General features: G+C 68.9%; 27 protein-coding genes and 1 pseudogene. 17 read left to right on the top strand and 11 right to left on the bottom strand.

Annotated elements, in window-relative coordinates:
• Positions 1 to 21 precede the first annotated feature (21 nt).
• Positions 22 to 789: an SDR family NAD(P)-dependent oxidoreductase gene (locus FFS72_RS22725; RefSeq protein ID WP_137876068.1), complete on the bottom strand. Its 768-nt coding sequence runs from the start codon at positions 787 to 789 to the stop codon at positions 22 to 24.
• 99 nt (positions 790 to 888) lie between these two features.
• On the opposite strand from FFS72_RS22725, the gene FFS72_RS22730 reads away from it, so the two are divergent.
• On the top strand, positions 889 to 1,533 hold the full coding sequence (locus FFS72_RS22730) for a TetR family transcriptional regulator (RefSeq protein ID WP_171018792.1): 645 nt from the start codon (positions 889 to 891) through the stop codon (positions 1,531 to 1,533).
• A gap of 28 nt (positions 1,534 to 1,561) precedes the next feature.
• Positions 1,562 to 2,059, top strand: coding sequence for a hypothetical protein (locus FFS72_RS22735; protein ID WP_137876069.1), 498 nt, complete (start codon positions 1,562 to 1,564; stop codon positions 2,057 to 2,059).
• On the opposite strand, the gene FFS72_RS22740 is transcribed toward FFS72_RS22735, so the two are convergent.
• Entirely contained in the window at positions 2,056 to 3,789 is a 1,734-nt protein-coding gene (locus FFS72_RS22740; protein ID WP_137876070.1) for a glycerol-3-phosphate dehydrogenase/oxidase, read from the bottom strand. The two genes, FFS72_RS22735 and FFS72_RS22740, sit on opposite strands and share 4 nt — an antisense overlap.
• Before the next feature lie 81 nt (positions 3,790 to 3,870).
• Between FFS72_RS22740 and glpK the strand changes: the two genes are divergently transcribed.
• Positions 3,871 to 5,373, top strand: a complete 1,503-nt coding sequence (glpK, locus tag FFS72_RS22745) for a glycerol kinase GlpK (RefSeq protein WP_137876071.1) — start codon at positions 3,871 to 3,873, stop codon at positions 5,371 to 5,373.
• 86 nt (positions 5,374 to 5,459) lie between these two features.
• Here glpK and FFS72_RS22750 read toward each other — a convergent pair whose 3' ends face one another.
• Positions 5,460 to 6,605 carry an aminotransferase-like domain-containing protein gene (locus FFS72_RS22750; protein ID WP_137876091.1) on the bottom strand — a complete coding sequence of 382 codons (1,146 nt, stop codon included), beginning with the start codon at positions 6,603 to 6,605 and terminating at the stop codon, positions 5,460 to 5,462.
• 362 nt (positions 6,606 to 6,967) lie between these two features.
• Complete coding sequence (locus tag FFS72_RS22755) at positions 6,968 to 8,371, bottom strand: NAD(P)H-quinone dehydrogenase (RefSeq protein WP_137876072.1); 1,404 nt, start codon at positions 8,369 to 8,371, stop codon at positions 6,968 to 6,970.
• A gap of 197 nt (positions 8,372 to 8,568) precedes the next feature.
• Between FFS72_RS22755 and FFS72_RS22760 the strand changes: the two genes are divergently transcribed.
• Positions 8,569 to 9,045, top strand: a complete 477-nt coding sequence (locus tag FFS72_RS22760; protein ID WP_050063721.1) for a gamma-glutamylcyclotransferase family protein — start codon at positions 8,569 to 8,571, stop codon at positions 9,043 to 9,045.
• Positions 9,046 to 9,057: 12 nt separating this feature from the next.
• On the opposite strand, the gene FFS72_RS22765 is transcribed toward FFS72_RS22760, so the two are convergent.
• From FFS72_RS22765 to FFS72_RS22775, 3 genes are all read right to left on the bottom strand, one after another.
• Positions 9,058 to 10,227: a M20 family metallopeptidase gene (locus FFS72_RS22765; RefSeq protein WP_137876073.1), complete on the bottom strand. Its 1,170-nt coding sequence runs from the start codon at positions 10,225 to 10,227 to the stop codon at positions 9,058 to 9,060.
• Positions 10,224 to 11,417, bottom strand: a complete 1,194-nt coding sequence (locus FFS72_RS22770; protein WP_171018793.1) for a M20 family metallopeptidase — start codon at positions 11,415 to 11,417, stop codon at positions 10,224 to 10,226. The genes FFS72_RS22765 and FFS72_RS22770 overlap by 4 nt, the downstream gene beginning before the upstream one ends.
• A gap of 71 nt (positions 11,418 to 11,488) precedes the next feature.
• Positions 11,489 to 12,187 carry an enoyl-CoA hydratase/isomerase family protein gene (locus tag FFS72_RS22775; RefSeq protein ID WP_137876075.1) on the bottom strand — a complete coding sequence of 233 codons (699 nt, stop codon included), beginning with the start codon at positions 12,185 to 12,187 and terminating at the stop codon, positions 11,489 to 11,491.
• 51 nt (positions 12,188 to 12,238) lie between these two features.
• Here FFS72_RS22775 and FFS72_RS22780 point away from each other — a divergent pair, with 51 nt between their 5' ends.
• Both FFS72_RS22780 and FFS72_RS22785 read left to right on the top strand, forming a co-directional pair.
• Positions 12,239 to 13,024 (top strand): purine-nucleoside phosphorylase, encoded by a 786-nt coding sequence (locus tag FFS72_RS22780; RefSeq protein ID WP_137876076.1) that lies wholly within the window; start codon positions 12,239 to 12,241, stop codon positions 13,022 to 13,024.
• Entirely contained in the window at positions 13,021 to 14,634 is a 1,614-nt protein-coding gene (locus FFS72_RS22785) for a phospho-sugar mutase (protein WP_502704149.1), read from the top strand. Before FFS72_RS22780 ends, FFS72_RS22785 begins: the two co-directional genes overlap by 4 nt.
• Before the next feature lie 3 nt (positions 14,635 to 14,637).
• Here FFS72_RS22785 and upp read toward each other — a convergent pair whose 3' ends face one another.
• Positions 14,638 to 15,267 carry a uracil phosphoribosyltransferase gene (upp, locus tag FFS72_RS22790; protein ID WP_137876077.1) on the bottom strand — a complete coding sequence of 210 codons (630 nt, stop codon included), beginning with the start codon at positions 15,265 to 15,267 and terminating at the stop codon, positions 14,638 to 14,640.
• Between the two features lie 190 nt (positions 15,268 to 15,457).
• Between upp and FFS72_RS22795 the strand changes: the two genes are divergently transcribed.
• The 5 genes from FFS72_RS22795 to FFS72_RS22815 are packed head-to-tail and all read left to right on the top strand — an operon-like array spanning position 15,458 to position 19,003.
• On the top strand, positions 15,458 to 15,781 hold the full coding sequence (locus tag FFS72_RS22795) for a type VII secretion target (protein ID WP_249353472.1): 324 nt from the start codon (positions 15,458 to 15,460) through the stop codon (positions 15,779 to 15,781).
• Positions 15,778 to 16,935, top strand: a complete 1,158-nt coding sequence (locus FFS72_RS22800; protein ID WP_137876079.1) for a C40 family peptidase — start codon at positions 15,778 to 15,780, stop codon at positions 16,933 to 16,935. The genes FFS72_RS22795 and FFS72_RS22800 overlap by 4 nt, the downstream gene beginning before the upstream one ends.
• Entirely contained in the window at positions 16,932 to 17,408 is a 477-nt protein-coding gene (locus tag FFS72_RS22805; protein ID WP_249353473.1) for a hypothetical protein, read from the top strand. The genes FFS72_RS22800 and FFS72_RS22805 overlap by 4 nt, the downstream gene beginning before the upstream one ends.
• 22 nt (positions 17,409 to 17,430) lie before the next feature.
• Positions 17,431 to 17,733, top strand: coding sequence for a YbaB/EbfC family DNA-binding protein (locus tag FFS72_RS22810; protein WP_137876080.1), 303 nt, complete (start codon positions 17,431 to 17,433; stop codon positions 17,731 to 17,733).
• A gap of 10 nt (positions 17,734 to 17,743) precedes the next feature.
• Positions 17,744 to 19,003, top strand: coding sequence for a SatS C-terminal domain-containing protein (locus tag FFS72_RS22815; protein WP_137876081.1), 1,260 nt, complete (start codon positions 17,744 to 17,746; stop codon positions 19,001 to 19,003).
• On the opposite strand, the gene FFS72_RS22820 is transcribed toward FFS72_RS22815, so the two are convergent.
• From FFS72_RS22820 to FFS72_RS22830, 3 genes are read right to left on the bottom strand one after another with little or no spacing between them, the layout of a single operon-like run.
• The gene (locus FFS72_RS22820) at positions 19,000 to 20,136 is read right to left on the bottom strand and encodes an adenosine deaminase (RefSeq protein WP_137876082.1); all 1,137 of its coding nucleotides are present in this window, start codon (positions 20,134 to 20,136) and stop codon (positions 19,000 to 19,002) included. The genes FFS72_RS22815 and FFS72_RS22820 overlap by 4 nt on opposite strands.
• 10 nt (positions 20,137 to 20,146) lie before the next feature.
• On the bottom strand, positions 20,147 to 21,442 hold the full coding sequence (locus FFS72_RS22825; RefSeq protein ID WP_137876083.1) for a thymidine phosphorylase: 1,296 nt from the start codon (positions 21,440 to 21,442) through the stop codon (positions 20,147 to 20,149).
• Positions 21,439 to 21,840 carry a cytidine deaminase gene (locus tag FFS72_RS22830; protein ID WP_137876084.1) on the bottom strand — a complete coding sequence of 134 codons (402 nt, stop codon included), beginning with the start codon at positions 21,838 to 21,840 and terminating at the stop codon, positions 21,439 to 21,441. Before FFS72_RS22830 ends, FFS72_RS22825 begins: the two co-directional genes overlap by 4 nt.
• A gap of 336 nt (positions 21,841 to 22,176) precedes the next feature.
• Here FFS72_RS22830 and sdhC point away from each other — a divergent pair, with 336 nt between their 5' ends.
• The 6 genes and pseudogenes from sdhC to FFS72_RS26685 form a co-directional block, all read left to right on the top strand.
• Entirely contained in the window at positions 22,177 to 22,512 is a 336-nt protein-coding gene (gene sdhC / locus FFS72_RS22835) for a succinate dehydrogenase, cytochrome b556 subunit (protein ID WP_502704150.1), read from the top strand.
• A gap of 2 nt (positions 22,513 to 22,514) precedes the next feature.
• Entirely contained in the window at positions 22,515 to 22,958 is a 444-nt protein-coding gene (locus tag FFS72_RS22840) for a succinate dehydrogenase hydrophobic membrane anchor subunit (RefSeq protein WP_137876086.1), read from the top strand.
• Positions 22,959 to 22,964: 6 nt separating this feature from the next.
• Entirely contained in the window at positions 22,965 to 24,716 is a 1,752-nt protein-coding gene (gene sdhA, locus FFS72_RS22845; RefSeq protein ID WP_137876087.1) for a succinate dehydrogenase flavoprotein subunit, read from the top strand.
• A complete protein-coding gene (locus FFS72_RS22850) occupies positions 24,716 to 25,492 on the top strand; it encodes a succinate dehydrogenase iron-sulfur subunit (protein WP_137876088.1) in 777 nt (258 codons plus the stop codon). The genes sdhA and FFS72_RS22850 overlap by 1 nt, the downstream gene beginning before the upstream one ends.
• Positions 25,493 to 25,713: 221 nt before the next feature.
• Positions 25,714 to 26,133 (top strand): helix-turn-helix domain-containing protein, encoded by a 420-nt coding sequence (locus FFS72_RS22855; RefSeq protein WP_050063738.1) that lies wholly within the window; start codon positions 25,714 to 25,716, stop codon positions 26,131 to 26,133.
• A gap of 3 nt (positions 26,134 to 26,136) precedes the next feature.
• Positions 26,137 to 26,912 (top strand): annotated as a pseudogene (locus FFS72_RS26685) (hypothetical protein); the annotation flags it as partial.

A 26,912-nucleotide genomic window follows, 5' to 3' on the forward strand; every position in this document is an offset into this window, starting at 1 on the left:
GCCGACCGCCCGCCGAGCACGTCACATGTGGGTTCCGCCGTCGATCCGAATCTCGGTGCCGGTGACGAACTTTCCGTCGTCGGACGCCAGCATCGCGATGACGCCCGCGACGTCCTCCGGCGGCGCGAAGCCGTCACCGATCCACGGGTACAGCTTCCCGATCAGGGACGGGTCGACCCCTTCGGTCGGGAACCCGGGGTTGCTGGTCATGCCGGACGCGATGGATCCCGGCTCGACGGCGACGGCCCGCAGGCCCTGCTTGGCGTACTCGAGGGCGATCGCGTGGGTGAACGACCGGATGCCACCCTTCGACGCCGCGTAGGCAGCCATGTAGGGATGCGCGAAATGCGCCGACGTCGAACTGAAGTTCACGACGACACCCTTGCCCGAGTCGAGCAGCGCGGGCAGTGCCTGACGGGTGACGAGGAAGGTTCCCGTGAGGTTGACGCCGATGACCGTGTTCCAGAAGTCGAGCGTCGTGTCGGCGGTGTGGGAGGACCGCAGAATGCCCGCGGCATTGATCAGCACCTGCAACCCGCCGAGGTTGTCGATGACGCCGCCGATGCTCTCGCGGACCGAGTCCTCGCTGGAGATGTCGACCGTCGTCACGCTCAGCCGGCCCGCGGTACCCGCTTCCTCGGCACGCGCCTTCGTCACCTCGAGGCCTGCCTCGTTGACATCCGCGGCAGCGACGATTCCGCCCTCCTCGAGGATGCGGGCGACGGTGGCCTGCCCGATTCCCGATCCTGCACCGGTGACAAGCACCTTGCGTCCCTCGAAGCGATTCATCAACCGCACTTCCTCTCGTTTCACCGGATAGCTGACGTTTTCCTCATTGACAGTTCACGCCATGGTGGCACGTCGTGCCATCATGTGATGATGGTGCACATGGCGGACCCGAATGCGCAACCCCTCGTGTCGCTGACCGAACGACGGAAGGCACAGACCCAGCTCGACATCGCCCGATCCGCCGCCCGACTCTTCGCCGAGCGCGGCGCCGCCGCCGTCACTGCCGAGGACATCGCCGGCGCAGCAGGGATCGGACTGCGCACGTTCTACCGCTACTTCCGCACCAAGGAGGAGGCCGTCGCGCCGCTGATCACCTCAGGTATCGACGACTGGCTGGTCGACCTCGCCGGAACCGAACCCGGCACCCCGGTCGCGGCGGCGCTCGAGGCGTCCGCACGCCGAGCGCTCGTCGCGTCCGAGCCGTCCGGTTACCGGGCCCTGCAGCTCAGCCGCGACCTCCTGCGCGCCGTCCCCGGCGATCCCGGCCTCGAGTCGGTGTGGTTCCGCGTCGTCAACGACACCGAGGAGAAGCTCGTCGCGACCCTCGGGCTCCTGATGGGCCCCGACGCCGATCCCGTCGACGTCCGACTCGCCGCGGTCGCCGGCAACACGGCGATGCGGCTCGCAATCCAGACGTGGGCGGGGACCGGCGACGACACCGCCGGGGCTCCGAGGCCCGCGGACATCGCGGTGCGCTGCATCCGGACACTCACCGCGGGACTCCCATCACTCGAAACCGCGTGACAGGCACGTCCATGGGACGCTGTAGCTCATGTCGCGAACGCCGATACCCGTCGAGGACTACGCCAGCCGAATCAGCGCGTACGTGTACGGCAACATCCTGGTCCTGACCGCGCTGATACCGCTGAACCACAGCACCGGCATCACCCGCGCGGGTCTGGTGGTGATCGCCACCTCGCTGTCCACGTTCGTGGCGCACGCGTTCGCGGAATCGGTGGGTCGCAGTGCCCGCAGCGGTAGGCAGCTCACCACCACCGAACGCATCGCGGAACTGCGCGACTCCGTCCCGGTCCTCACCTCCGGCATCGTCCCCACGGTTGTCGTGGGCATGGGCGGCCTCGGCTGGATCGAACTGGGTACCGCCCTGATCCTCGCGGAGATCTGGGTGGTCACCCGAATCGCGGGCATCACCTATGTCATCACCCGCCTGCGCGGCGAACGCCCGACCGGTCAGACCCTGATCGGGTCACTGGTGCTGGGAGTGATCGCGGTCGTGATCGTCGCGATCAAACTGTTCCTGACCCACTAACGCGAGATCGGCACCGGTTCCAGGATCTCCGCTCGCGCCTCGGGTGCCGCGGCCCTGAGCGCGTCGGCGCCCGGATCGTCCGGCTGCGCCTGCGACATCACCTCGGCCTCGACACGCGCGCGGTAGGTCGCGACCTCCCGGTCGATTCCGGCTTCGTCCCACCCGAGGACGGGAGCGACGAGTCGGGCGACCTGCTCGGCGCAGTTCACCCCGCGATGGGAGTACTCGATCGAGATGCGCGTGCGCCGCGCGAGGATGTCCTCGAGGTGGAGTGCACCCTCGGCCGCGGCCGCGTACACCGCCTCGACCTGGAGATAGTCCGGGGCGTCGGTGATCGGCTGGAGCAGTTCGGGAGTCTCCGCGGCCAGTGCGAGGACCTCGTCGATGAGCGAGCCGTAGCGATCGAGGAGGTGCTTGACGCGGTAGGGGTGCAACCCGTGCAGCCTCCCCAGGTGCACGGACTGGTTGACGAGAGCGAAGTACCCGTCGGCCCCGACCAGGGGAACACGCTCGGTGATCGACGGTGCGATCCGTGCCGGAATGTCCTCCGACGCCAGATCCACGGCGTCCATGCCCATCACCCGATAGGTCGTGTACTTGCCGCCTGCGATCGCGACCAGACCGGGCGCGACGCGGGCCACCGCATGCTCACGCGAGAGCTTCGACGTCTCGTCGCTCTCCCCCGCCAGCAGCGGCCGCAGTCCGGCGTACACGCCGTCGATGTCGTCGTGGGTGAGCGGCGTGACGAGCACCTTGTTGACGTGCCCGAGGATGTAGTCGATGTCGGCCTTCGTCGCCGCCGGATGCGCCAGGTCGAGGTTCCAGTCCGTGTCGGTCGTTCCGATGATCCAGTGACCACCCCACGGAATCACGAACAGCACGGACTTCTCGGTGCGCAGGATGATCGCGGCGTCGCTGACGATGCGATCCCTCGGCACGACGATGTGCACGCCCTTGCTGGCACGCACCCGGAACCGACCCCGCTGACGCGACAGTGCCTGGATCTCGTCGGTCCACACGCCGGTGGCGTTGATGACGACGTGTCCGCGCACCTCGGTCGTGCTGCCGTCCTCCGAATCGCGCACACGCACACCGGACACCCGGTCCGCTTCCCGAAGGAACCCCACCACCTGGGTCGACGTGCGCACCACGGCGCCGTAGTGCGCGGCGGTGCGGGCGACGGTCATCGTGTGCCTGGCGTCGTCGACGACGGTGTCGAAGTAGCGGATTCCACCGATGAGAGCGTTCCGCTTCAATCCCGGCGACATCCGCAGCGCGCCGGCCCTCGTCAGATGTTTCTGCGCGGGAACGGATTTCGATCCACCCATCCGGTCGTACAGCATGAAACCGGCTGCCATGTAGGGCCGTTCCCACACCCGGTGCGTCAGCGGGAACAGGAACTCGAGCGGCTTGACCAGATGCGGCGCGAGCGTCGACATCGACAGTTCCCGCTCGTGCAGCGCCTCCGCCACCAGACCGAACTCGAGCTGTTCGAGGTAGCGCAGTCCGCCGTGGAACATCTTCGACGACCGCGACGACGTTCCGGACGCGAAGTCACGCGCCTCCACCAACGCGACCTTGAGTCCTCGGGTCGCCGCGTCGAGGGCGGTGCCCGCGCCGACGACACCGCCGCCGATCACCACCACGTCGAACTGTTCGGCGCCCAACTGCTCCCAGGCCAGCTTTCGCTGGTCGGGGCCGAGGAACTGCACACCAGGCTGCTTGTCCAACGCTTCGCTCCCGAGCTTGACGGCAAATCGTGGCTCAGCCTAGTAGCTTCGTGCCGAGACCGCCGAGAGAGTAGGACGCCAGTGACCCGGTACATCGCCGCGATCGACCAGGGCACCACGTCGAGCCGCTGCATGATCTTCGATCACGCCGGCCGCGTGGTCACCTCCGCGCAGCAGGAACACCGTCAGATCTTCCCCCAGGCCGGGTGGGTCGAACACGACGCGAGCGAGATCTGGCGCAGCACCCGCGAGGTGGTGGCTAGCGCGCTCGCCAAACGTGACCTCGCCCATACGGACCTCGCCGCGGTCGGCATCACCAATCAGCGCGAGACAACCGTCGTGTGGGATCGCAGCACGGGCGAACCGGTGTACAACGCCATCGTCTGGCAGGACACCCGCACCGCCGAGCTCTGCGAGGAACTCGCCGGCGACGAGGGACCCGACCGCTATCGGCAGGCGACCGGACTTCCCCTCTCCACCTACTTCTCGGGACCGAAGCTTCGCTGGATCCTCGACAACGTCGACGGCGTCCGGGCCCGAGCCGAGGCCGGAGACCTCTGCTTCGGGACGATGGACTCGTGGATCCTGTGGAACCTCACCGGCGGGGTGTCCGGCGGCGTCCACGCCACCGACGTCACCAACGCGTCCCGCACGATGCTCATGAACCTGCACACCCTCGAGTGGGACGAGCAGATCTGCTCGGACATGCAGATCCCGATGTCGCTGCTGCCCGAGATCCGCAGCTCGTCCCACGTCTACGGCGCCGCCCGTGGCCGCGGAAACCTGGCGGGCGTTCCCGTTTCGGGCATCCTCGGCGACCAGCAGGCCGCGACGTTCGGGCAGGCGTGCCTGTCGCCCGGCGACGCAAAGAACACCTACGGCACCGGCAACTTCCTGCTCCTCAACACCGGAACGACACCGGTGCGGAGCGAGCACGGACTGCTCACCACCGTCTGCTATCGGATCGGTGACGCGGCAGCCGTCTACGCACTCGAAGGGTCGATCGCGGTGACGGGGTCGCTCGTGCAGTGGCTGCGCGACAATCTCGGAATCATCAACTCCGCCAAGGAAGTCGAGCTGCTCGCGTCCGCGGTCCCCGACAACGGCGGCACCTACATCGTCCCCGCCTTCTCCGGACTGTTCGCTCCGCGCTGGCGTCCCGACGCCCGCGGCGCCATCGTCGGGCTCACCCGTTTCGTCAACAAGGGGCACCTGGCCCGCGCGGCACTCGAGGCCACCGCCTTCCAGACCCGCGAGGTCATCGAGGCGGCGGAAGCCGACTCCGGCGTGACCCTCACCTCGCTCAAGGTCGACGGCGGCATGGTGCTCAACGAGACCCTCATGCAGTTCCAGTCGGACATCCTCGATGTTCCCGTCATCCGGCCGGTCGTCAACGAGACCACCGCGCTCGGCGCCGCCTACGCCGCGGGCCTGGCCGTCGGGTACTGGAACTCCGAGGACGACATCCGGGCCAACTGGGAGATCGGGCACACGTGGACCCCGAACATGGCCGCGAACGAGCGGGACCGCCTGTACCGGGAGTGGAACAAGGCCGTCGAGCGCACCTACGACTGGGTCGACTGACCGCTGCCTGCCTCCCCGCCTTCTTCCTGAATGGCCCATTCATTCGATCTGACCGAATGGGTGGGCCATTCAGGAAGTGGCCCTGCTCAGCGGGAGTGGGCAGCGGCGAGCCGTGCGACGGCGTCGCGCAGCCGGTCGGGCGTGTTCGTCGTGAAGCACAGTCGCGCGCTGTGCCGTTGACCACCGTCCACCGCGAAGGCGGATCCGGGGACGAACGCGACCCCTTCCGCGAGGGCGGCCGACAGGAGGGCGTCGGTGTCGGTGTCGTCGACGAACTCGAGCCACCCGAACATCCCGCCGTCGATCCGCCCGAGCACCGCCGCCCCGGCCAACTCCCGGTCCACCGCTTCCCGGAGCGCTCCGGCGCGGCTGCCGTACTCCGCGCGCAGACCCGCGAGGTGTGCTGCGAACCAGGACTCGTCCGCGAGCAGGTCGGCCGCGACGAGGTGCGTCAGCTGCGATCCGCACAGGTCCGCGCCCTGCTTGAGCAGTTCGACCGCGGTGCAGACCTTCGGGTCGGCAACCAGCCAGCCGACCCGAAGCGCGGGCGCGAGCGTCTTCGACGCACTCGACAACCGGATCACCCGGTTCGACTGCACCGCAACGGACTCCGGTGGCGCGGTCGTGTGATACAGCTCGCCGTACGGATCGTCCTCGACGACGAGGAAGCCGTACCGCTCGGCGAGCTCGGCCAACGCGCGACGCCGATCGGCGGACAGGGTGACGCCGCGCGGATTGTGGAACGTGCTGACGGTGTGCACCAGGACCGGCCGCTCCCCCGACGCCAGCAGGTCGGCGAGCACGTCCACCCGCATGCCGTCGGTGTCCAGGGGCACGGTGACGATCCGGGCCTCGGACGACCGCAGCACCTGCAGGACGCCGGTGTAGGCGGGTTCCTCGATGACGACGGTGGCACCGGGATCGACCAGCGCCTGTGCGAGCAGGCTCAGCGCCTGTTGGGAGCCGTGGGTGACGACCACCTGCGAGGCGTCCACCGGACGCCGGCATCGCGCGGACTCGCGCGCGGCGACGACCTCACGCAGACGTGCGACACCGGTGGTCTCGGTGTACTGCAGCGCCGCGGGAACACCCAGAGCGGCGTCGACGGCGTTTCGAATCCGTTCGACAGGAACAAGATTCGGATCCGGTAGCCCACCGGCGAGGCCGATGACGTCAGGCTGGGAGGCGACCGCGAGCAGGTCGCGGATGGCGGACGAACGGAGTGCGGCCATACGGCGCGCGAGAACTGGAGACACGACAACTCCCGGAGATCGGCGTGTGGGGACACGGGCGTGTCTCCTGATCGCTGTCGGATGCACCTGGCGAGATGATCGTCGTCCCGGAAGGCCCAGGACTCGCGCGGGGCTCCGCCCTGTGCGGAGGAGAAACCGATACCGGGGTCGACGACGCGACAGGGCGGCGATCAGGCGCCAGGGGCACCGAAACGGGGATCGGGAGACATGCCCTGGAGACGACCTGTCGCCGGCGGATCCACGGGCGGTAGGTACGGAAGGCGGCCGGGGGTGCCGGCCGCCTTCCACTATCGCATCATCGTGTTCGACATGTGAACCATCGATCCCACATGTCGGACAGATCAGTCCAGATCGTCGTGCCGCATCAACTGCCGCGCGGCCTCGGTGATCGACCCGGACAGCGACGGGTACACCGAGAACGTCTGCGCGAGGTCGTTGACCGAGAGGTTGTTCTGCACGGCGATGGCGATCGGCAGGATCAGCTCGGACGCCGTCGGCGCGACGACGACACCGCCGATGACGACGCCGGTCGCGGGGCGGCAGAAGATCTTCACGAATCCGCGACGCAGCGACGACATCTTGGCCCGCGGATTGGTGTTGAGCGGCAGCATGACGGTGCGGGCGGGCACGTCGCCGTTGTCGATGGCAGCCTGGCTGACGCCGACGTTCGCAATCTCGGGGCGGGTGAACACGGCGGACGCGACGGTCTTGAGCTTGATGGGACTCACACCCTCGCCGAGCGCGTGGTACATGGCGATGCGGCCCTGCATGGCGGCGACCGAGGCGAGTGGGAGCAGGCCGGTACAGTCACCGGCCGCGTAGACCCCGGACACCGATGTCCGGGACACCCGGTCGACCCGCAGGTAGCCGCCGCGATCGAGTTCGATGCCGACCTTCTCGAGTCCCAGCCCCGAGGTGTTGGGGGTGGAACCGACGGTCATGAGGGCGTGGCTGCCGTCGACGGTGCGGCCGTCGGACAGGGTCACGCGGATGCCGTCGGCGGTGCGCACGACGGAGTCGGCCCGGGCGTGCTTGACCAGGGTGACGCCGCGTTCGGACAGCGCCTCCTCGAGGACCATCGCCGCATCCGCGTCCTCGTGCGGCAGCACCCGGTCGCGGCTCGACACCATCGTCACGTGCACACCCATTTCGGTGTAGGCCGAGACGAACTCGGCGCCCGTCACACCGGAGCCGACGACGACGAGATGCTCGGGCAGTGTCTCGAGGTCGTAGAGCTGACGCCAGTTGAGGATGCGGTCACCGTCCGGCTCGGCCCCCGGCAGCACACGGGGCGACGCCCCGGTCGCGATGAGAACGACGTCCGCCTCCAGCACCCGCTCGCCACCGTCGGCCAGGTGCGCTTTCACCTTGTGCGAGGCCATGCCGATGACCGAGTCGATCAACTCCGCGGTGCCTGCGAGCAGTTCGACACCCGCGGTTTGCAGCTTGTCCCGGATGTCCGCGGACTGGGCCTGCGCGAGGCTCTTGACCCGGGAGTGGACCTGCGGCAGGGAGATGGTGGCCTGCGCCGGATCGAGGGAGATTCCGAGATCGGTGGCGCGACGCATGTCGGTGCGGACACCGGTGGACGCGATGAACGTCTTCGACGGGACGCAGTCCCACAGCACGCACGCACCGCCGACGCCGTCCGAATCGACGAGGGAGACCGTTGCCCCGTGAGCTGCCGCGACGAGCGCCGCCTCGTAGCCCGCGGGGCCACCGCCAATGATCACGATCCGGGTCATCCGTCCTCCATGTTTCGGCAGCGTGTGCACAGTTCTCGGTGCATCCACGCTATTCCACCCGGGTGGTGCCCTGCACATCGAGCGGGTGGCTGTGCGGCGAGTGGAGCCGTTGCTGCGGTGGACGGCGGCCACGCCGCGCGACCCGGATCCGAGGTCGACAGTTCGAAGCTCGTACGCGCACGGTCTAGGCTTTCGCCGTGCCGATTTACGCCGCGTACGGATCCAACATGCACCCCGAGCAGATGCTGCTGCGGTGCCCCCATTCGCCGATGGCCGGGACGGGCTGGCTCGACGGCTGGCGTCTGACGTTCAGCGGCGGAGACATCGGCTGGGAGGGCGCACTGGCGACGGTCGTCGAGGACCCGGACTCACGGGTGTTCGTGGTGCTGTACGACGTGCCCGACGAGGACGAGGCGAGCCTCGACCGGTGGGAGGGTTCGGAGCTGGGGATTCACCGCAAGATCCGGGTCCGGGTGGACACCGACTCCGGTGACTCCGTCCTCGCCTGGCTGTACGTGCTCGACGCGTACGAGGGCGGCCTCCCGTCGGCCCGCTACCTGGGTGTAATGGCGGACGCCGCCGAGATCGCGGGCGCACCGGCCGACTACGTCCGCGAACTGCGCACCCGCAACAGCCGCAACGTCGGCCCGGGAACGCCCGGCTACTCGGGCTGAACCGCCGACTAGTCAGGGAACCGTCGGCTCGCCGCCGATCGCCAGGTTCGCGAGCACCCGCACCCCGACGCCGAGCGCCCGTTCGTCCAGGTCGAAGGTCGGCTGGTGGATGTCGAGTTGCTCGCCTACCCCCGACCAGACGCCGAGCCGGGCCATCGCGCCCGGCACCTCCTCGAGATACCAGGAGAAGTCCTCGCCGCCACCGGACTGAGGGGTGTCCGACAACGCGTCGGGTCCGAGCTGTGAGATGGCGTGCTCGAACATGCGGGTGGACACCTCGTCGTTGACGACGGGCGGCACCCCGCGCCGGTAGTTGAGTTCGTAGCGGACGCCGGTCGGGGCGAGCAGTCCGTGCACGATCTCCCGAACGAGCGGTTCGAGCAGCGCCCATGTGTCGTGGTCGCCGGTGCGCACCGTCCCGATCAGTCGTCCCGTCTGCGGAATCGCGTTGGGCGCCTGGCCCGCGCTGACCGCGCCCCACACCATCACCGTGCTGGTGCGCGGGTCGATGCGCCTGCTGAGCATGCCCGGCAGGCCGGTGATGACGGTGCCGAGCGCGTAGACCAGGTCGGTGGTCAGGTGGGGTCGTGAGGTGTGGCCGCCCGGCGAGTCGAGCAGCAGTTCGACCGTGTCGGCAGCGGAGGTGATGGCGCCGAGCCGGACTCCGACCCGTCCCGCCGCGAGGCGCGGATCACAGTGCAGCGCAAAGATTCTCGACACGCCTTCCATCGCCCCGGTGGCGACGACGTCGAGCGCGCCGCCCGGCATTACCTCCTCTGCGGGCTGGAACACCAGTCGGACGCCATTGGGCAGCGGGTCCGGTGACTGCGCGAGCGCGAGGCCCGCGCCCAGGAGGATCGTCGTGTGTGCGTCGTGACCGCAGGCGTGGGACACCCCGGGGACCGTGGACGCGTACGGCGCGCCGGTGTCCTCCTGCAGGGGCAGCGCGTCCATGTCCGCGCGCAGGGCGACGCGCGGACCGTCGGGACCGATGTCACAGACGAGACCTGTTCCCCCCGGCAGGATGCGCGGAGTCAATCCGGCTGCGGTGAGCGTGTCCGCGACGAAGGCGGTGGTCGCGAACTCCTGGCGGGCGAGTTCCGGGTGGGCATGGATGTGGCGGCGCCACCCGGACAGTTCGCGGGCGTGCTCGTCGACCCACCGGTCGATCCATCCGGTCACCGTGCGGTCCCCCGTCGCTCCTGTGCGTCCGATCGCGCCGCGGCAGCGCCCAGCAGCCGTGTCCGCTGCGCCGGGTCGGTTGCCGCGGCGACCACCGTCTCCGCGAGCGCGCGGGCGCCGTCGAGTACGGCACGATCGGCGGAGTCGGTCACGCAGGCCGCTGCGAACTCCGGTTGGTGGGTGACCGCGCCACCCGAATCGATCCCGATCACCGGATGGATCCCCGGAATCACCTGCGTCACGTTTCCCATGTCGGTGCTGCCCAGCGGGCGCGATCCTTCCCGGTCGGGGGGCAGCGGCGAGCGGCCCATCATCTCGATCTGTTCCCGGTACGCCCCCACGAGCCAGGGGTCGGGGCGCAGTTCGTCGTAATTCGGTGACACCGTGCGAATTTCGTGTGTGCAGCCGGCGGCGAGCGCGCCCGCCTCGAAACAGGCGAACACCCGGTCGGTCAGCGCGGACAGCGCGGTGGACGTGCCTGCACGGAGGTAGTAGAGCATCTCGGTGTGGGCGGGCACGATGTTCGGTGCGATGCCACCGTCGCTGACGATGCCGTGCATCTGCTGACCCGGTTCGAGATGCTGGCGCAGCAGGCCGAGTCCGACCTGCGCGACGGTCGCGGCGTCGGCGGCGTTGAGTCCCAGCTGCGGCGCGGCCGACGCGTGCGCCTCCCGCCCACGGAAGGTGACGGCGATATCCGCCATCGCCAGGGAATGGGCGCCCGCGATGTCCTCGGGTCCGGGGTGGACCATCGCCACCATCGCGAGGTCGTCGAACGCCCCGCGTTCGAGCATCAGGACCTTGCCGCCGCCCGTTTCCTCGGCCGGGGTGCCGATCACCCGGATCGTGATTCCCAGTCGATCGGCCAGGGGCGCCAATGCGATCCCGGCACCGACGGCCGCCGCGGCGATGACATTGTGTCCGCACGCGTGCCCGATTTCCGGGAGAGCGTCGTACTCGGCGAGGAGACCGACGACGAAGTCGCCGCTGCCGTACTCGGCGCACAGCGCGGTCGGCAGGCCGAAATAGGGAACGGTGACGTCGAAGCCGTACCGGGACAGCACTTCCGCGACCTTCGCGACGCTGCGATGCTCGGCGAAGGCGAGTTCGGGCTCGGCGTGGATGGAGTGGGACAGCGCGATCAGATCCGCCTGCGCACCGGCGATCGCGTCGTCCACTTCCGAGGTCACAGCTCCCAGTGTCTCACCACAGGGGCAGCGGAGCCGCAGTGGTGCGCATGTTGCACCACTGCGGAGGCGCATCACCCGAAGGTCAGGTTCTCCGGGGTCGTCGGGACGGCGAACGCCTCGAGGATCGGGGCGTGCAGGTCGGACTTGATCTTGCGCAGGTTCGCGCCGTGCAGCGCGGTGGTGGCGGCGGCCCGCGCGATCGCGGCGGGGAGGACCCCGTCCCCGTCGGCGATCTCGTTGACGATGCCTGCGGCGAGCGCATCGGCGCCGCCGTAGCGGCGGCTCGTGGTCATCGCCTCGACGGCGACGGTACGGGGCAGCTGCAGGGTCATCAGGGCGTTCATTCCCACGGTGAACGGCATGTTGAGCTTGGCCTCCGGCAGGCACCAGAACCCGCGGTCGGCACGCATCACCCGCTGGTCGCTGGACGCCGCGAGCATCGTGCCCCCGCCGAACGCGTGGCCGCCGACGGCGGCGACCGTGGTCATCGGGAACGTCAGAACCCGAGTGAAGATCGTGTGCACCTTGTCGAGATAGGCGTGGATCTGGTCGAGGTTGCCGAACAGCCAGTCCGTGTCGAGTCCGTTGGTGAAGAACTTGCCGGACGCCGCGAACACCAGAGACGCCGGTCCCTCCACGGCCTCGACCTCGTCGAGGGTGGCGTGGAACGCGTCGATCCAGTCGGGGTGGAAGCGGTTCTCGCTGTCGGTCTGACCCTGGTCACCGAGGTACAGGATGTGGACGTCGCCGTCGCGCTCGAGGTAAGGCATGCCCGAATACTACCTACGGGTAACTTCCGTTGTCGCCAGTACTGTGCCCTCATGGACTCCCTCGAGCAGCAGGCCGCGCGGGTACTGGGCGAACGGACCGGCGCGGCCAGGCACGACGTCGCGATCGTGCTCGGCTCCGGGTGGCAGGCGGCAGCGGACGCGTTCGGCTCCGCGACCGCGAGTGTTCCGATGGCCGACCTCCCCGGCTTCGCGGCGCCGTCCGCCTCGGGTCACGCGGGAACCGTCCTGTCGGTCCCGGTCGGCGACCACCGGGCACTGGTCCTGCTCGGACGCACCCACGCCTACGAGGGCCACGACCTCGCGCGGGTCGTCCACCCGGTGCGGACGGCCGTCGCCGCCGGCGCCCGCACCGTCGTGCTGACCAACGCCGCCGGGGGCATCCGCGACGGACTGTCCGTGGGTCAGCCCGTGCTGATCGCCGACCACCTCAACCTGACCGCCCGCTCCCCCCTCGTCGGCGCCCGGTTCGTCGACCTCGTCGACGCCTACTCGCCCCGCCTGCGCGCACTCGCCCGGTCGATCGACCCCGCGTTGGACGAGGGCGTGTACGCGGGACTGCCCGGACCGCACTACGAAACGCCCGCCGAGATCCGGATGCTTCGCATCCTCGGCGCCGACCTCGTCGGGATGTCGACCGTCCACGAGACGATCGCCGCCCGCGAACTCGGCGCGGAGGTACTCGGCATCTCCCTGGTCACCAACCTCGCCGCGGGCATCACCGGCGAACGACTCGACCACGCGGAGGTCCTCGCGGCGGGAGCGGCGTCGGCGGGACGCATCGGAACTCTGCTGCGCGAGTTGGTGTCGGCACTGTGACGCCGGAGCTGCGGCGCCTGGTGGACGACTGGATCGCAGGCGATCCCGACCCCGCCGCCCGGGCCGACCTGCGGGCACTGTCGGACACCGAACTGGCGGACCGTTTCTCGGCGCCGCTGACGTTCGGTACCGCAGGACTGCGTGGCCCCCTCCGAGCAGGTCCGAACGGGATGAACGTCGCGGTCGTCACCCGCGCGACCGCGGGCATCGCGGCTTGGCTGCAGGCGAAGTGCCTCGGCGGGTCGGTGGTGGTCGTCGGCAGGGACGGACGCCACGGATCCGCACTGTTCGCGACGACGGCGGCGGAAGTGCTTGCCGGCGCGGGATTCTCGGTGGTCCTGCTTCCCGGACCGACCCCGACGCCGGTGCTCGCCTACGCCGTCCGGGCGTTGGGGGCGCAACTCGGCGTGCAGATCACCGCGTCTCACAACCCCGCCACCGACAACGGCTACAAGGTGTACCTCGACGGTGGCGCGCAGCTGATCTCGCCGTCCGACCGCGAGATCGAAGCCGCCATCGCCGCTGTCGGACCTGCCGTCGGGGTGCCCCGATCGCCGGTCGAATCTGCGGACGCGACCTCGCTGCGCGCCGACTATCTCGCGCGCGTCGCCGCCCTGGCCCGAGGCGAGGACCGCGACCTGCGGATCGCGCTCACCCCACTGCACGGCGTCGGCGGCGCCACCGCGGTCGAGGCGCTGCAGGCCGCAAGATTCTCCGAGATCCACACCGTCGGCATCCAGTTCGCGCCCGACCCGAACTTTCCCACCGTCACGTTCCCCAACCCCGAGGAACCCGGAGCAACGGACGCACTGCTGCAGTTGGCAGCGTCCGTCGACGCCGACCTCGCGATCGCGCTCGACCCCGACGCCGACCGGTGCGCCGTGGGGATCCCGACGGCGGACGGGTGGCGGATGCTCACCGGCGACGAGACCGGTGCGATCCTCGGCGACCATCTGCTGCGCGCGCAACCTGCCGGAGCCGACCCGCTCGTCGCGACGACGGTGGTGTCGTCCCAACTGCTCGGCCGCATCGCGGCCGCCCGCGGCGCGCGGTTCGCACAGACCCTCACCGGCTTCAAGTGGCTGGTGCGGGCGGGCGAGGGCCTGGTGTACGCGTACGAAGAGGCCATCGGGCACTGCGTGGCACCGGATCTGGTTCGCGACAAGGACGGCATCTCCGCCGCGGTCGTGCTCGCGGATGTCGCGGCGGGATTGAAAGCGCGGGGCCGCACACTGCAGGACGTCCTCGACGACCTCGCGGTCGAATGCGGGGTGCACGCCACCATGCAGGTGTCACACCGTGTCGAGCACCTCGACCGGATCACCGAAGCGATGACCCGGCTGCGCGAGAACCTCCCGACCGACCTCGCGGGCGAGCCCGTGTCGGGCGAGGACCTGCTGCTCCGCCGCGGGCAGGCCCGGACCGACGCCGTGGTCCTGTCGGGCGAGCACGTTCGGGTGGTGGTGCGCCCGTCGGGGACGGAGCCGAAGCTCAAGTGCTATTTCGAGGCGTTCGAGCCGGTGACGAGCCACGCCGACCTGCCCCGCGCGCGAGCCGCCGCGCAGGAGACGCTTCGTGCCTGTGCGCGATTCTCACCCCAACTGGGTTGACCGCTAGATGTTGCGGGGACCGAACTGGCGGTCGCCCGCATCGCCGAGCCCCGGGACGATGTACGCATTCTCGTCGAGACCCTCGTCGACTGCCGAGACGACCAGCCGGACCGGAAACCCGGAGTCGGCCAGCGCTGTCACACCTTGTGGAGCCGCGACCACGCACACGGCGGTGATGTCGGTGGCTCCGCGCTGCGCGAGAAGTTCGATGGTCCGCACCATCGAGCCGCCGGTCGCGAGCATCGGATCGAGGACGTACACGGGGATGCCCGCGAGGTCGACAGGGAGCGACTCGAGGTAGGGCACCGGCTCGTGGGTTTCCTCGTCGCGGGCCATGCCGACGAACCCCACCTGTGACTGCGGGATCAGCGAGCTGGCCTGCTCGACCATGCCGAGGCCTGCGCGGAGGACCGGAACGAGCAGAGGCGGGTTCGCCAGCCTGACGCCCCGCGCAGGCGCGACGGGCGTCGCGACCTCGAACTCCTCGATCTCCGCGTCCCGGATGGCCTCGTAGATGAGCATGTGCGTCAGCTCGCGCAGTGCCGCCCGGAAGACGGGGTTGCTGCTGCGGGTGTCGCGCATGGTGGTGAGCAGGGCTGCCGCCAACGGGTGGTCGACCACGTGCGTCTCCATGCGCCCAGGATAGGCAGCCGACCACCGGGCGCGCGCGACGCGTCCCGGAAGTGTTCGACAACGCCGCGGAACCGGAACGCACCCAGGCGCGTCCAACGTGGTGACGGGTGCACAGGCAGGCATCCGGTCGACACGACCAAACGGGGGGTACGGGATGAGCGGGAACGCTGGGACGACCGGGAACTCAGGGGTGACCGACGGATTCTCGGCGGAGACCGACGGAATCCGCGCGTACGGTGTCGCTGCCGCGACGATGGCGTCCGGGGTCAGGGGGGCGGCGATCGGTGCCGAGGCGATGGGACCGGGTCCGCTGACTCCGGTGTTCGGACTGATCGGAGGCGATTTCCTCGCCGCGTTCGCCGCGGCCCACGGCTCGCACACGGCGGCGCTCCACGCCCTCGCGGACACGCTCGACGTCATGGGGGTCGCGGCTCAGGCAACCGCTGCCGAATACGACGGCACCGACCACGGCGTCGCGGCCACGATCGACGCCGCGGGTGGGGTGAGCGCATGATCGCCCTCGACCTCCTCAGCCGACCCCTCACGGAACTCGTCACCGCGTTCGGCTCGGGAACTCTGCCCGCGGACGGCCCACCCCAGGCGCTCACCGTCGCGTCCGCGGCGCTCGACACCGCGTATGCCATCGGCAAACTCGGGCTCTCCGAGCTCGGTGCGGCGTGGACGGGCGCGCCCGCCCAGGCCGCGATCGCCAAGGGCGAGCAGGCACAAACCCAGCAGGTGCAGCTGTCGGAGCAGGGCACGGAGATCGCGAGCGTCCTGACCGCCGCGTCGGAGGTCGTTGCCGCCGGACTCGTCGAATTGCAGGGCATTCTGCAGTCGTTCGTGTCGACCGCGATCTCGGCCGGCCCGGCGCTGACCACCCCGGCCGGTCAGATGATGATCGTCGCGGCCGCGATCGACCACCTCTCGCGTGGCCTGTCCGTGGTGATGCGGGTGCGCGGCGAACTCGAGGTCCACACCGCCGCGATGGCGCAGCTGACGGCGCCCGATCCGGTGACGTCGCCGACAACCGCGGGCGACGCGCGGGCCGTGATGCAGCCGGCCCCCGCCGGTGCACCGGAGATGAGCGGGAGTCCACTGTCGGGACTCCAGCAGCGCGGCGACGCCATGAACGCGTTCGTCAAGCACTTCGCCGACGCCATCGCGACAGCTCCGAATCCGTTCGGCACCGAGCCGCAGGGCGCACCGGCGGAGGCGGGGGCGCCCGCCCTCGGATCCGCAGACTTCGGCAGCGGCGACCTGGGCAGCAGCGGCGGTGTCGAGATCCGACTCCCCGACGGCAGCACCGCCACGGCACCGAATCCCGAGGCCGCGAATGCGGTGCGAAACGCACTGAGCCAGCAGGGTGTCCCGTACCAGTGGGGCGGCACGGCACCCGGCCAGGGCCTGGACTGCTCGGGCCTGACGCAGTGGGCGTACGGCGAGGCGGGTATCGAGCTCCCACGCACGGCCCAGGAGCAGACCGTCGGCATTCCGGTCGACTCCGGCGATCTGATGCCCGGCGACCTCGCCGTCTGGGACGGGCACGTGGCGATGGTCATCGGGAACGGCCAGATGGTCGAGGCAGGAGACCCGGTCCAGGTGTCGGCGGTTCGGACCGCGAACATCGGGATGGGCTTCTACGGCTTCTACAGGCCCACCGCGTGAGCGCGCCGTTCGATGCGGGCGGCCCCGTGCTCGGGGTACCGGTGCTCGGCGTCCCCGCGCTCGATGCCGCCGTGCCGGGCGCCGACGACCGCCTCGACGAGCCCACTCGCGGTGACCGGTCCCCCGGCGAACCGCCGTCCGGTCCGCCGACCCCGTCCGACTCGGCCACCACCGTCAATCCGCGAGGCACCGTCGCCGTCACCGCAACCTCCACCGGACGACCGATCGACGTCCGCATCGACCCTCGGGAATTGCGCTACGGCGGCGGCGAACTCGCGGGGGCGATCCTGGACCTGTGCCGGAGGTCGACACAGGAGGCGAAGGCACGCAGGCGCGACGAACTGGCGGCAGCGGGCGTCCGGGACGACATCCTCGACCAACTCGGGCTGCCCGAGCGGGACGCACTCTCCGCCGACCAGGCGCAGCGGGATGCGAACGCGCCTGCCGCGTCGACGTGGATGAGGCCGGTGTGAGCGGCGCGAACGGAGTGTTGCGGTGAGCGGCGCAGAGATGGACGCCGTGGTCGCACGAGCCACCGCGGGGCTCGCCGCGCTCGACGACACCCTGCACCAGTTGTCGTCGGCGCGGGCGCGGGTCACGCATTCGTCGGGTCTGGTCAGTGTCGAGGTGGACGAGCACGGGGGCATGTGCGGACTGTTCTTCCCCGAGTCGCTGTCCGGCGCCGACGCCGATGAACTGGGCCGGGCGGTGGTCGAGACCGCGGCCCGCGGTGCGCAACTGGTGGCGGAGCGACGGGATCGGCTACTGGCATCGCTCGCGGAGAGGTTGAGCGATTAGGCTTCGCGCCATGGCTGGAGACATCGTCCCGATTCAACTCGGACTGACCGACGGCGACCTCGTCACCCTGTGGGCGCCGCGCTGGCGTGAAGGGGACGACGAGTGGGAGGCCTTCCTCGGCCACGGTGACGATCTGTACGGGTTCTCCTCGGCGGCCGAACTGGCGGCGTTCGTCCGCTCGGACCGCGAGCACGATCTGGTCGAGCATCCGTCGTGGGCGATCGTCGCGGCGCTGTCGGCAGCCGAGTTCGAACCCGACGACACGCACGTGTTCGACCTGGTCGGTGTGCCCGAACTCGTGGCAGGCGACCCCGACGCGGACGCCCTCGGAGAGCTCGAGGACACGTTCGAGATCGTCCGCTCGATCGGCGAGGTGTGCGACCTCGACGTCGTGACCCGGTACTTCGGGGCGAATCCGGTGCTCGACGCGGTCTCCGCGGGTGAGCCCGCGTTCGTCGGCCGGGACGGCGAGCAGCGGTGGGACCAGATCGGGACGGCCGTCGCGTCGGGCTGGGAGGCCGTGATCGACGCGATCGACGCGGTCGTCGCGACACCGCAGACCGATGCCGCCGCCGTCGCGGAGGCCGAGGCGGAGATCGTCGCCGCGCAGGAGAACGTCGTCGACGCGGACGATGCCGCCGAGGAGGGCGACGACGAGGACGACGACATCGAGTACGTCAGCCTCGACGGCGAGACCGACGAGGAGGAGGGCGATGACGAGGAGACGTTCTGGACGTCGGTCGGCATCGACCCGGTCAAGATCATCACCTCGGCGGACACCTACTTCACGCTGCGCTGCTACCTCGACGACGACCCGGTCTTCCTCGGCAGGGCCGGGAAGATCCTCGCGTTCACGTCGGAGCGGGCGCTGGCGCGGTTCCTCGCCGACGACCACGACCATGCCCTGGCACGCGTGAGCACCTACGCCGAGGTGCAGGCCGCGGCCGTGGACGGCTCCCTCGACGTCGAGGTCACCGACGAGAACGTGTACGTGCTGCCGGGTCTGGCCGACGACCTCGCGGACGGACCTCAGTCGGTCGACGCCGACCAGCTCGACCTCGCCGTCGAACTGTTCACGGACGCGGCACAGTTCGCCGGCGACGAGTCGACGGAGCAGGCGCTGGCGCCGTCCACCCCGCTCGGCTGGTACGTGTCGTACACGCTGAACCCGGATCCGACGCGGCTGGCCCCCAGCGCCCCGTTCACCGCGGAGGCGCAGTCCTGGCGTGACCTGGAGCGGGAGTTCGAGGCCCGCCTGCAGCTCGTCTAGCGGGTCGGCCTGTCGGTGCCGAACCCCTTGAGCCGGGCGTATCCGGGTTTGACGACGTCGTCGATCAGCCGGAGCCGCTCCGGGAACGGGATGAACGCCGACTTCATCGCGTTGATGGTGAAGCGTTCGAGATCGCTCCAGCCGTAGCCGAAGGTCACGGCGAGCGCGACCATCTCCTCGCTCATGGTCGTCGCGCTCATCAGCCGGTTGTCGGTGTTCACCGTCACCCGGAACCGCAACCGGGCGAGCAGGTCGAAGGGGTGCTTGTCGAGGCTGGGGACGGCGCCGGTCTGCACGTTGGAACTGGGACACAGCTCCAGCGGGATGCGCTGGTCGCGTACGTAGTTCGCAAGCCTGCCGAGCCGGGTGTTTCCGTCGTCGCCGACGGTGATGTCATCGGTGATCCGGACTCCGTGCCCGAGGCGATCGGCCCCACAGAACGCGATCGCCTCGTGGATCGACGGCAGACCGAACGCCTCACCGGCGTGAATGGTGAAATGTGCGTTGTTGGCCCGCATCAGCTCGAACGCGTCGAGGTGTCGGCTCGGCGGGTGGCCCGCCTCGGCGCCCGCGATGTCGAAACCGACGACTCCGCGGTCTCGGAACCGGAGCGCCAGTTCGGCGATCTCCCGCGACCGGGCAGCGTGACGCATCGCGGTAAGCAGGCAGCCGACGCGAATCTCGCGACCCAGGTCACGGACCTGGGCCATCCCGTCCTCGAACCCGAGCAGGGTGTGGTGGACGACGTCGTCGAGGCTCAGTCCCCGCTCGAGGTGTTGTTCGGGGGCGAACCGCACCTCCGCGTAGACCACGCCGTCGGCGGCGAGGTCGGCGACGCATTCGCGTGCGACCCGTTGGAGGCCCTCGGGCGTCTGCATCACCGCGACGGTGTGCGCGAACGTCTCGAGGTAGCGCTCGAGCGAGCCGCTACCCGCGGCCGCGGCGAACCAGACGGCGAGGTCGTCGGCATCGGTCGCCGGGAGGGCGTCGTATCCGATGTGGTGGGCGAGTTCCAGGACGGTGGCGGGCCTGAGCCCACCGTCGAGGTGGTCGTGCAGGACCGCTTTGGGTGCGGTGCGCACCGTGGCGAGGTCGAGGGGTGCGGATCCGGGGTTCTGCGGTGGCGTACCCATGTCTGAGAAGTTAGACCGGGACCATGCCGATGCGCTCGATGACGAGCGGCTCGTCGGGTGGCGTGTCGCCGATGTCCCAGGCGCCGTCGAGTGCGGCCCGGGCCGAATCGAACCGGTGTGGCGTGTCGGTGTACAGGGTGAACAGTGGCGCACCGGCCTCGATCCGGTCGCCGGGGCGGGCGTGCCACCGTATCCCCGCCCCTGCCTGGACGGCCTGCCCCTGCCGCTCGCGTCCGGCACCGAGTCGCCAGGCGGCAACCCCGACGGCTCGGGCGTCGAGCCGGGTCAGCACACCGGAGGCGTTTGCGTACAACACTTCTCGTTCCCGAGCGCGTGGCAGCGGAGCGTCCGGGTCGCCGCCCTGCGCCGCGACCATGGCGCGCCAGCGGTCCATCGCCCGCCCGTCCTGCAGTGCGTCGACGGGGTCGACCGCGTCCAGACCGGCGGCGGCGAGCATCTCGCGGGCGAGCGTGAGGGTCAGTTCCACGACGTCCGACGGACCCCCACCGGCGAGCACCTCGATCGACTCCGCGACCTCGAGCGCGTTGCCCGCGGTGCGACCGAGCGGGGTGTCCATCCCGGTGAGCAGGGCGACCGTGCGCACCCCGGCATCGTTTCCGAGTTCGACCATGGCGGTGGCCAGTTCGCGGGCGTCGGGTAGCGACTGCATGAACGCCCCGGACCCGACCTTCACGTCGAGAACCAGGGACTGTGACCCTTCGGCGATCTTCTTGCTCATGATCGAGCTGGCGATGAGCGGGATCGACTCGACGGTTCCGGTGACGTCGCGGAGGGCGTACAGCTTGCGGTCGGCGGGAGCGAGATCTGCTCCCGCGGCGCACACGACCGCGCCGATCGCCGGGTCCGCGAGGATCCGCATCATCTCGTCGGCCCCCAGGTCAGCGCGCCAGCCGGGGATCGCCTCGAGCTTGTCGAGGGTTCCGCCGGTGTGGCCGAGTCCGCGCCCGGAGAGCTGCGGCACGATGGCACCGCAGGCCGCCACGAGCGGGGCGAGGGGAAGCGTGATCTTGTCTCCCACACCGCCGGTCGAATGCTTGTCGACGGTCGGCCGGGGCAGTCCGGACAGGTCCATGCGCCGGCCGGACGCGATCATGGCGTGGGTCCACGCCGCGGTTTCGCGGCGATCGAGGCCGCGCAGCACGATCGCCATCGCCAGGGCCGCCATCTGCTCGTCGGCGACACCCCCGGCCGTGTACTCGCTCACGACCCAGCGGATCTGGGTGTCGGTGAGCTCACAGCCGTCACGTTTGGCTGTGATGACCGAGATCGCATCGAGGCCGCTCATCGTGCCACGCGATCGAGGTCGTCCGGACCGAAAGCCGCAGGTAGCAGCGCCGACAGCGGGACCGGCCCCGTCGGCGTGTCGACGAGCAGCGCGCCTCCGCCGTGCTCCAGCAGCAGCTGCCGGCACCGCCCGCAGGGCATCAGAATGTCCGAGTTCGCGTCCCGGCAGGTGAACGCCAGCAGGCGTCCGCCGCCGGACGCGTGTAAGTTACCGACGAGTCCACATTCGGCGCAGAGCCCCAGCCCGTATGAGACATTTTCCACATTGCATCCGACGACAATTCGACCGTCGTCGACGAGCGCCGCCGCCCCGACGGGGAACTTCGAGTAGGGCGCATACGCCTGCGTCATCACCCGATCAGCTTTGTCCCGCAACACATTCCAGTCGATTTCCGCCACGGTGCACCATCCTGGCATGCATGCCGAACGGGCGCAGTACTTCACCCTCCCGACGTCGAATGTAGTTGGACAGGCAAACCTAAGTAGGATGCTTCTGCCTCGTACGAACCGCCCGCCGAATTAGTTCCCGGATTCCGGGAGGATTACAGTGCAGGGAGTCGGTTCAGGTTCTCGTCGCACCAAGACTGAAAACCCCAGGGTGTACCCAGAATCAGTCGAACTCCCGGTGCGGCGCGTCCACCAAAAATGTTGGAGGCACAGCACTCGATGAGTAGCACGACTGAAGCCGCTCCGGCACAGGAGCGCACGCGGTCGCTATACCGGGGCGACCCCGGAATGTGGTCCTGGGTCCTGCACAGGATCACCGGTGTCGCGACATTCTTCTTCCTCTTCGTCCACGTGCTCGACACCGCGCTGGTGCGAGTCAATCCGGACACCTACGACAGGGTCATCGAGACCTACAAGAACCCCCTCGTGGGGCTCATGGAGCTCGCCCTCGTCGCGATGGTGCTCTACCACGCACTCAACGGCCTGCGCGTGATGCTCGTCGACTTCTGGTCGAAGGGCGCCCAGTACCAGCGCGTGATGCTCTGGGTCATCCTCGCGATCTGGTTCGTGGTGATGATTCCGGCCGCCGGTCGCATCTTCTACAACATGTTTGCGGGGCACTGACAATGAGTGAAGCCAAGGTTCTCGCCACCTCGTACGACCGCCCCGCCAGCCTGGACAGCCCGCGCTCGCCGCGGCGTCAGGCCAAGAACAACTTCGAGCTCTACGCCTGGTTGTTCATGCGTCTGTCCGGCCTCGCACTCATCATCCTGGTACTCGGCCACCTCTTCATCATGTTGATGGTCGACGAGGGTGTGCACCGCATCAACTTCGCGTTCGTCGCCGGCCGCTGGTCCAGCCCGTTCTGGCAGCTTTGGGATCTGTCGATGCTGTGGCTCGCGATGCTCCACGGTGGCAACGGACTGCGCACCGTGATCGCTGACTACTCGCGCAAGGACTTGACGCGCTTCTGGCTCAACGTCGTCCTCGCGGTGGCGATGATCCTCATCCTCGTCACCGGCACGTATGTCATCTTCACCTTCGACCCGACCTTCATCCCGGGGAGCTAACTCTTCATGCTGGAACATCGTTACGACGTCGTCATTGTCGGGGCAGGCGGCGCCGGCATGCGCGCCGCCATCGAGTCGGGTCCCCGCACCCGGACCGCGGTCCTGACCAAGCTCTACCCCACCCGCTCCCACACCGGCGCGGCGCAGGGCGGCATGTGCGCCGCGCTCGCCAACGTGGAAGAGGACAACTGGGAGTGGCACACCTTCGACACCGTCAAGGGTGGCGACTACCTCGCCGACCAGGACGCCGTCGAGATCATGGCCAAGGAGGCCATCGACGCGGTGCTCGACCTGGAGAAGATGGGTCTTCCCTTCAACCGCACCCCCGAAGGCAAGATCGATCAGCGCCGCTTCGGCGGTCACACCCGTGACCACGGCAAGGCTCCGGTTCGCCGGGCCTGCTACGCCGCGGACCGCACGGGCCACATGATCCTCCAGACGCTCTACCAGAACTGCGTCAAGCACGACGTCGAGTTCTTCAACGAGTTCTACGCGCTCGACATCGCGCTCACCGAGACCGACGAGGGCCCGGTCGCCACCGGCGTCATCGCGTACGAGCTGTCGACCGGTGAGATCCACGTCTTCCACGCGAAGTCGATCGTGTTCGCCACCGGTGGCTCGGGCCGCATGTACAAGACGACGTCCAACGCGCACACCCTCACCGGTGACGGCATGGGCATCATCTTCCGCAAGGGTCTGCCGCTGGAGGACATGGAGTTCCACCAGTTCCATCCCACAGGACTCGCGGGCCTCGGCATCCTGATCTCCGAGGCCGTGCGCGGCGAGGGCGGCATCCTCCGCAACGTGGACGGTGAGCGCTTCATGGAGCGCTACGCCCCCACCATCAAGGACCTCGCGCCGCGTGACATCGTCGCCCGGTCGATGGTGCTCGAGGTGCTCGAGGGTCGTGGCGCAGGTCCGAACAAGGACTACGTCTACATCGACGTCACGCACCTCGGCGAGGACGTGCTCGAGGAGAAGCTCCCCGACATCACCGAGTTCGCGCGCACCTACCTGGGCGTCGACCCGGTCACCGAGCTCGTGCCGGTGTACCCGACGTGCCACTACGTGATGGGCGGCATCCCCACCAAGATCAACGGTGAGGTCCTGCGCAACAACGAGGACCACGTCCCCGGCCTGTACGCCGCGGGCGAGTGTGCCTGCGTGTCCGTGCACGGAGCGAACCGTCTCGGCACCAACTCGCTGCTCGACATCAACGTGTTCGGCCGTCGCGCCGGCATCGCGGCCGCCGAGTACGCACTGTCCACCGAGTTCGTCCCGCTGCCGGACGAGCCCGCGAAGATGGTCGAGGAGTGGCTCGAGGTCATCCTGTCCGACCACGGCCACGAGCGCGTCGCGGACATCCGCACCGAGCTGCAGCAGTCCATGGACAACAACGCGTCCGTGTTCCGCACCGAGGAAACCCTCACGCGGGCCCTGGAGGACATCAAGGGCTTCAAGGAGCGGTACAACCACATCACCGTGCAGGACAAGGGCAAGCGCTACAACAGCGACCTGCTCGAGGCCGTCGAACTCGGCTTCCTGCTGGAGATGGCCGAGGTGACCGTCGCCGGTGCACTGAACCGCAAGGAGTCCCGCGGCGGTCACGCCCGCGAGGACTACCCGGATCGCAACGACGCCGAGTACATGCAGCACACGATGGCGTACAAGGAAGGGGCGGAACTCATCGCCCCGATCCGTCTGGACTACAAGCCGGTTGTCCAGACCCGCTACGAGCCGATGGAGCGTAAGTACTGATGTCCGCACCCGTTGTAGACAAGGACGCACCCGCGCTGCCTCCCGTGCCCGAGGGCGCCGTCATGGTCACCCTCAAGATCGCCCGGTTCAACCCGGAGGACGGCAACGGCACGCACTGGGAGTCCTTCCAGGTTCCCACCCTGCCGACCGATCGTCTGCTGAACCTCCTGCTGTACGTGAAGGGCTACCTGGACGGCACGCTGACGTTCCGTCGGTCCTGCGCGCACGGCGTGTGCGGTTCGGATGCCATGCGGATCAACGGTGTCAACCGACTGGCCTGCAAGGTCCTCATGCGGGACCTGCTCCCGAAGGACGCGAGCAAGCAGCTGACCATCACGATCGAGCCGATCAAGGGTCTGCCGGTCGAGAAGGATCTCGTCGTCGACATGGAGCCGTTCTTCGACGCGTTCCGCGCCGTGAAGCCGTTCCTGATGACCTCGGGCAACGAGCCGACCCGCGAGCGGATCCAGTCGCAGGCCGACCGCGCTCGCTTCGACGACACCACCAAGTGCATCCTGTGCGCGTGCTGCACCACCTCGTGCCCGGTGTACTGGAGCGACGGCAGCTACTTCGGCCCGGCCGCGATCGTGAACGCACACCGGTTCATCTTCGACAGCCGTGACGAGGGTGCTGCCGAGCGGCTCGACATCCTCAACGACAAGGAAGGTGTGTGGCGCTGCCGCACGACCTTCAACTGCACCGACGCATGCCCTCGTGGCATCCAGGTGACGAAGGCCATCCAGGAAGTCAAGCGGGCGCTGTTGTTCACTCGCTGACGGCCTTCGGGCGATCACCCGACAACGCCTTCCAGCTACAAAGGCGCGGACCCGAGAGGGTCCGCGCCTTTGTGTGCTTTCGGACCAGGTCAGGCGTTAAGTTCATATTTCAGATCACGAAGCTGCGTTCCTTCCGCAACCAATCCGTTACCATATGGCGATGACGGGGTCGAGACCCTGATTCAAGGGTCAAACACACGAAGGGATCGGGACCTACAGCAATGGAGTCAGACTTCGCTTCTCGACTGAACAAGCTGTTCGAGACAGTGCATCCACCAGGCCGCAAGCCGCACACCAACACCGAGGTCGCCGAGGCTCTCAACGGTTCCGGCCACCGCATCTCCAAGCCCTACATCTCCCAGTTGAGGAACGGGCAGCGCACCAATCCCTCACCCGAAACCGTTGCGGCACTTGCCCAGTTCTTCAAGGTCAAGTCCGACTACTTCTTCGACGACATCTACGCCGCTCGGATCGACCACGACCTCGAACTACTCTCCCAGCTCCGCGGTTACGGGCTGCGGCGCCTCTCGGCTCGTGCCTTCGATCTGTCCAGCGAGTCGCAGGAACTCCTCACCGCCATGGCCGAAAAGCTCCGGCGCAGTGAAGGTTTGCCTGCCACTCCCCCGGACTCCACCGAGTAAAAGGTGCGAATCACATTCGCACACGCAAGGCGCTGGCGGGTCCTGACCGCCAGCGCCTTGCTGGGTGTCGCGATCACTGTGCCCGCCGCCGTCGTCGCCGCACAGTACGACATCGAGGACAGCGACTCCTCCGCCGTGACACCCGCCCTCGTCGCCCACGAACAGGATCCGGGCAACAAGGGCAACGGCAACGGCAACGGTCCGGGCAACAACGGCAACGGCAACGCCTATGGCCACGGCAACGGCCACGGCCACTGGTGCGACCACGATCGCAATCGACACGGAAACCACTGCGGTGGAACACAGTCCACCACAACCCGGCCGAGCAGAACTACGACTGTCGCGCCCACCACCACCGTCGAACCGACCACCACGACCGTGGAGCCGACCACCACCACCGTCGAACCGACAACGACCACGGTCGAACCCACCACCACGACGGCCGAGCCGACGACCACCACCGTCGAGCCGACGACCACCGTGGAACCCACGACGGCCGAGCCGACGACCACCACCGCCGAGCCGACGACCACCGTGGAACCCACGACCACGACGGCCGAGCCGACGACCACCACCGCCGAGCCGACCACCACCACCGTCGAACCGACAACCACCACCGTCGAACCGACAACGACCACGGTCGAACCCACCACCACGACGGCCGAGCCGACGACCACCACCGTCGAGCCGACGACCACCGTGGAACCCACGACCACGACGGCCGAGCCGACGACCACCACCGTCGAGCCGACGACCACGACCGCCGAGCCGACGACGAC

This window comes from Rhodococcus sp. Q (assembly GCF_005503035.1).
Lineage (GTDB): Bacteria > Actinomycetota > Actinomycetes > Mycobacteriales > Mycobacteriaceae > Rhodococcus_G.

Bases quoted from the DNA above. Each gene is read 5' to 3' on its own strand.
- sdhA (WP_137876087.1), top strand. From the start codon at position 22,965: ATGCTGGAACATCGTTACGACGTCGTCATTGTCGGGGCAGGCGGCGCC.
- FFS72_RS22780 (WP_137876076.1), top strand. From the start codon at position 12,239: ATGGACTCCCTCGAGCAGCAGGCCGCGCGGGTACTGGGCGAACGGACC.
- FFS72_RS22750 (WP_137876091.1), bottom strand. From the start codon at position 6,605: ATGGCCGCACTCCGTTCGTCCGCCATCCGCGACCTGCTCGCGGTCGCC.
- FFS72_RS22825 (WP_137876083.1), bottom strand. From the start codon at position 21,442: ATGAGCGGCCTCGATGCGATCTCGGTCATCACAGCCAAACGTGACGGC.
- FFS72_RS22820 (WP_137876082.1), bottom strand. From the start codon at position 20,136: ATGGGTACGCCACCGCAGAACCCCGGATCCGCACCCCTCGACCTCGCC.
- FFS72_RS22775 (WP_137876075.1), bottom strand. From the start codon at position 12,187: ATGCCTTACCTCGAGCGCGACGGCGACGTCCACATCCTGTACCTCGGT.
- FFS72_RS22850 (WP_137876088.1), top strand. From the start codon at position 24,716: ATGTCCGCACCCGTTGTAGACAAGGACGCACCCGCGCTGCCTCCCGTG.
- FFS72_RS22855 (WP_050063738.1), top strand. From the start codon at position 25,714: ATGGAGTCAGACTTCGCTTCTCGACTGAACAAGCTGTTCGAGACAGTG.
- FFS72_RS22730 (WP_171018792.1), top strand. From the start codon at position 889: ATGGCGGACCCGAATGCGCAACCCCTCGTGTCGCTGACCGAACGACGG.
- FFS72_RS22840 (WP_137876086.1), top strand. From the start codon at position 22,515: ATGAGTGAAGCCAAGGTTCTCGCCACCTCGTACGACCGCCCCGCCAGC.
- FFS72_RS22755 (WP_137876072.1), bottom strand. From the start codon at position 8,371: ATGACCCGGATCGTGATCATTGGCGGTGGCCCCGCGGGCTACGAGGCG.
- upp (WP_137876077.1), bottom strand. From the start codon at position 15,267: ATGGAGACGCACGTGGTCGACCACCCGTTGGCGGCAGCCCTGCTCACC.
- FFS72_RS22800 (WP_137876079.1), top strand. From the start codon at position 15,778: ATGATCGCCCTCGACCTCCTCAGCCGACCCCTCACGGAACTCGTCACC.
- FFS72_RS22735 (WP_137876069.1), top strand. From the start codon at position 1,562: ATGTCGCGAACGCCGATACCCGTCGAGGACTACGCCAGCCGAATCAGC.
- FFS72_RS22725 (WP_137876068.1), bottom strand. From the start codon at position 789: ATGAATCGCTTCGAGGGACGCAAGGTGCTTGTCACCGGTGCAGGATCG.
- FFS72_RS22815 (WP_137876081.1), top strand. From the start codon at position 17,744: ATGGCTGGAGACATCGTCCCGATTCAACTCGGACTGACCGACGGCGAC.
- sdhC (WP_502704150.1), top strand. From the start codon at position 22,177: ATGTGGTCCTGGGTCCTGCACAGGATCACCGGTGTCGCGACATTCTTC.